We start from the raw sequence: 2160 nt of genomic DNA, 5'->3' as shown, positions 1-2160 counted from the left end.
CGGCAAGCGCGAACAGGTCGGCTAGGCAGCGCGTGGTTTCGCTGACGCTGGAAACGCCGGTGCTGACGGTGAACTCGAATCGACTGGTGGCCGCTGAAGCCTTGATCGCATGGCGAATGCTTTCGCCAAGCAGCCTGGCGACCGAGTGCGGACAAGAACTGAGTATGGCGAATTCCTCACCGCCGATGCGGAACACCTGGTCCTCGGGACTGGCGACCTCGCGCAGCAGCGCGGCAACGGCCTTCAACACCTTGTCGCCTTCGGCATGGCCGAAACGGTCGTTGATCGATTTGAAATGATCGACATCGATGATCAGCAGGCTGAGCGGCCTGGCGGTGCGCAGGCTGACCTGGACGGCGGCTTCACCGTCGGCGTCGAAGCGCCCGCGGTGCAGCAGGCCGGTCAGCCCGTCACGGCCGACATGTTCGACCAGCGCCTCGTAGCGTTCGCGATAGGTCAACGTATCGAAGATATCGGTCAATCCGCGCGGCGCAGTGACCTGGCGCTCCTCAAACCATTTGAGATAGGCAACGAGCATGGTGCTGAAGGTCACCGCCGCCGCCATCTTGGCGAACCAGCCGCCGAAAAAGACGGCTATCGGCGCGCCGGCAACGAAATGCAGGGCGGTGAAAAAACCGGCCTGGTCGAAGGTCCGCACGCAAGCGACCGAAATCAGGATGCGCGCGAACGGCGCCTTGCGAAGATACCGACCAAGCTTTTCGTAGAGCAGGATGATCAGGATGGCATCGACGAACAGCAGCGTCGTGCCCCACACCATCAGCCAACCCATCTGGTCGATGAAGCCGATGTCTGGAAGCCTGCCGTCGGGAAGTGCCGCGATGACGTGCAGGCGCAGCAGCAGCACCAGCCCGATCATCAGCGCATTGCCGAGCAGCAGGCCGTAGATCGGCTGACGCACGGTTGCAGCGTCCTCCTTCATATAGAGCAGCAAAAGCATGACCAGCTTGCCGGAAAACAGCACCGCCGAGCCAGGCGAGACCATGCCGAACGGCAGAGCGACGTAAAAGACGCTGGCGAGATAGGTCTCGAGGAAGTGCATGACACCGAGCGCGCAGACGAATACGCCGAGGCCGATACGCCGTCTGAAGCGGAAAAGCGTCACCATGACGCTGAAGTAGACGACCGCTTCGGCAAGGAGCAGGAAACTGTTCAGCAATGCCGTCGACCCGATCTCTTTCTCGAAATCGCGAATAGCGAGCGATTCCACTCCGATCCTGTTTTGACGCCGAAGAGTTAACCGGAGATTTCAGCACGCTTCGTGCTGGTGGAAAACTTCGGCGATTGGCGGACACTTCCGCGTGTGACCGGGCAGATATGGCAAAAGCGATTGCCGTTCGCCGCCGCATCGCCTACATAGCGGCCAACCTCCACTCAATTCGACAGATCCAGTCAGTTTTCTGGGCCAGTCAGTTTTTCAGGGAAAGCGCGCGTGGCACGCCAGTTCATCTATCACATGGCCGGCCTCAACAAGGCCTATGGCACCAAGAAGGTGCTCGAGAATGTCCATCTCTCCTTCTATCCCGACGCCAAGATCGGCATCCTCGGCCCCAACGGTTCGGGCAAGTCGACGATCCTCAAGATCATGGCCGGGCTCGACAAGGAGTGGAACGGCGAAGCCTGGCTGGCCGAAGGCGCCACTGTCGGCTACCTGGCGCAGGAGCCTGCGCTCGATCCGGACAAGACCGTGTTCGAAAATATCATGGAAGGTGTCGCCGCCAAGACTGCCGTCATCGAACGCTATAACGAATTGATGATGAACTATTCCGACGAGACGGCCGACGAGTCGGCCAAGCTCCAGGACGAAATGGACCGGCTCAACCTTTGGGATCTCGAACAGCAGGTCGAGATGGCGATGGAAGCGCTGGGCTGCCCGCCCAAGGATTCGGAAGTCACCAAGCTTTCGGGCGGCGAACGCCGCCGCGTCGCACTTTGCCAGCTTCTGCTGCGCCAGCCCGACCTTCTGCTGCTCGACGAACCGACCAACCATCTCGACGCCGAGACCACGGCGTGGCTGGAAAAGCATCTGCGTGCCTATCCGGGCGCCGTGATGATCATCACCCACGACCGCTACTTCCTCGACAATGTCACCGGCTAGATCCTCGAACTCGATCGCGGCCGCGGCATTCCTTATGAGCTGTC

General features: G+C 60.6%; 1 protein-coding gene and 1 pseudogene. One reads left to right on the top strand and one right to left on the bottom strand.

Translation table 11 applies throughout. The annotated features are described in order from the left end of the window. Positions 1–1177: GGDEF domain-containing protein (locus EN893_RS30330; protein ID WP_164901249.1), on the bottom strand; the 1177-nt coding region annotated here is incomplete at its 3' end. A gap of 273 nt (positions 1178–1450) precedes the next feature. On the opposite strand from EN893_RS30330, the pseudogene EN893_RS30325 reads away from it, so the two are divergent. After that, positions 1451–2113 (top strand): annotated as a pseudogene (locus EN893_RS30325) (ATP-binding cassette domain-containing protein); the annotation flags it as partial. Positions 2114–2160: the final 47 nt, after the last annotated feature.

The sequence above is a fragment of the Mesorhizobium sp. M7A.F.Ca.CA.004.04.2.1 genome, assembly GCF_004022825.1.
Lineage (GTDB): Bacteria > Pseudomonadota > Alphaproteobacteria > Rhizobiales > Rhizobiaceae > Mesorhizobium.
This window is presented reverse-complemented; position numbering and strand designations above follow the sequence as displayed.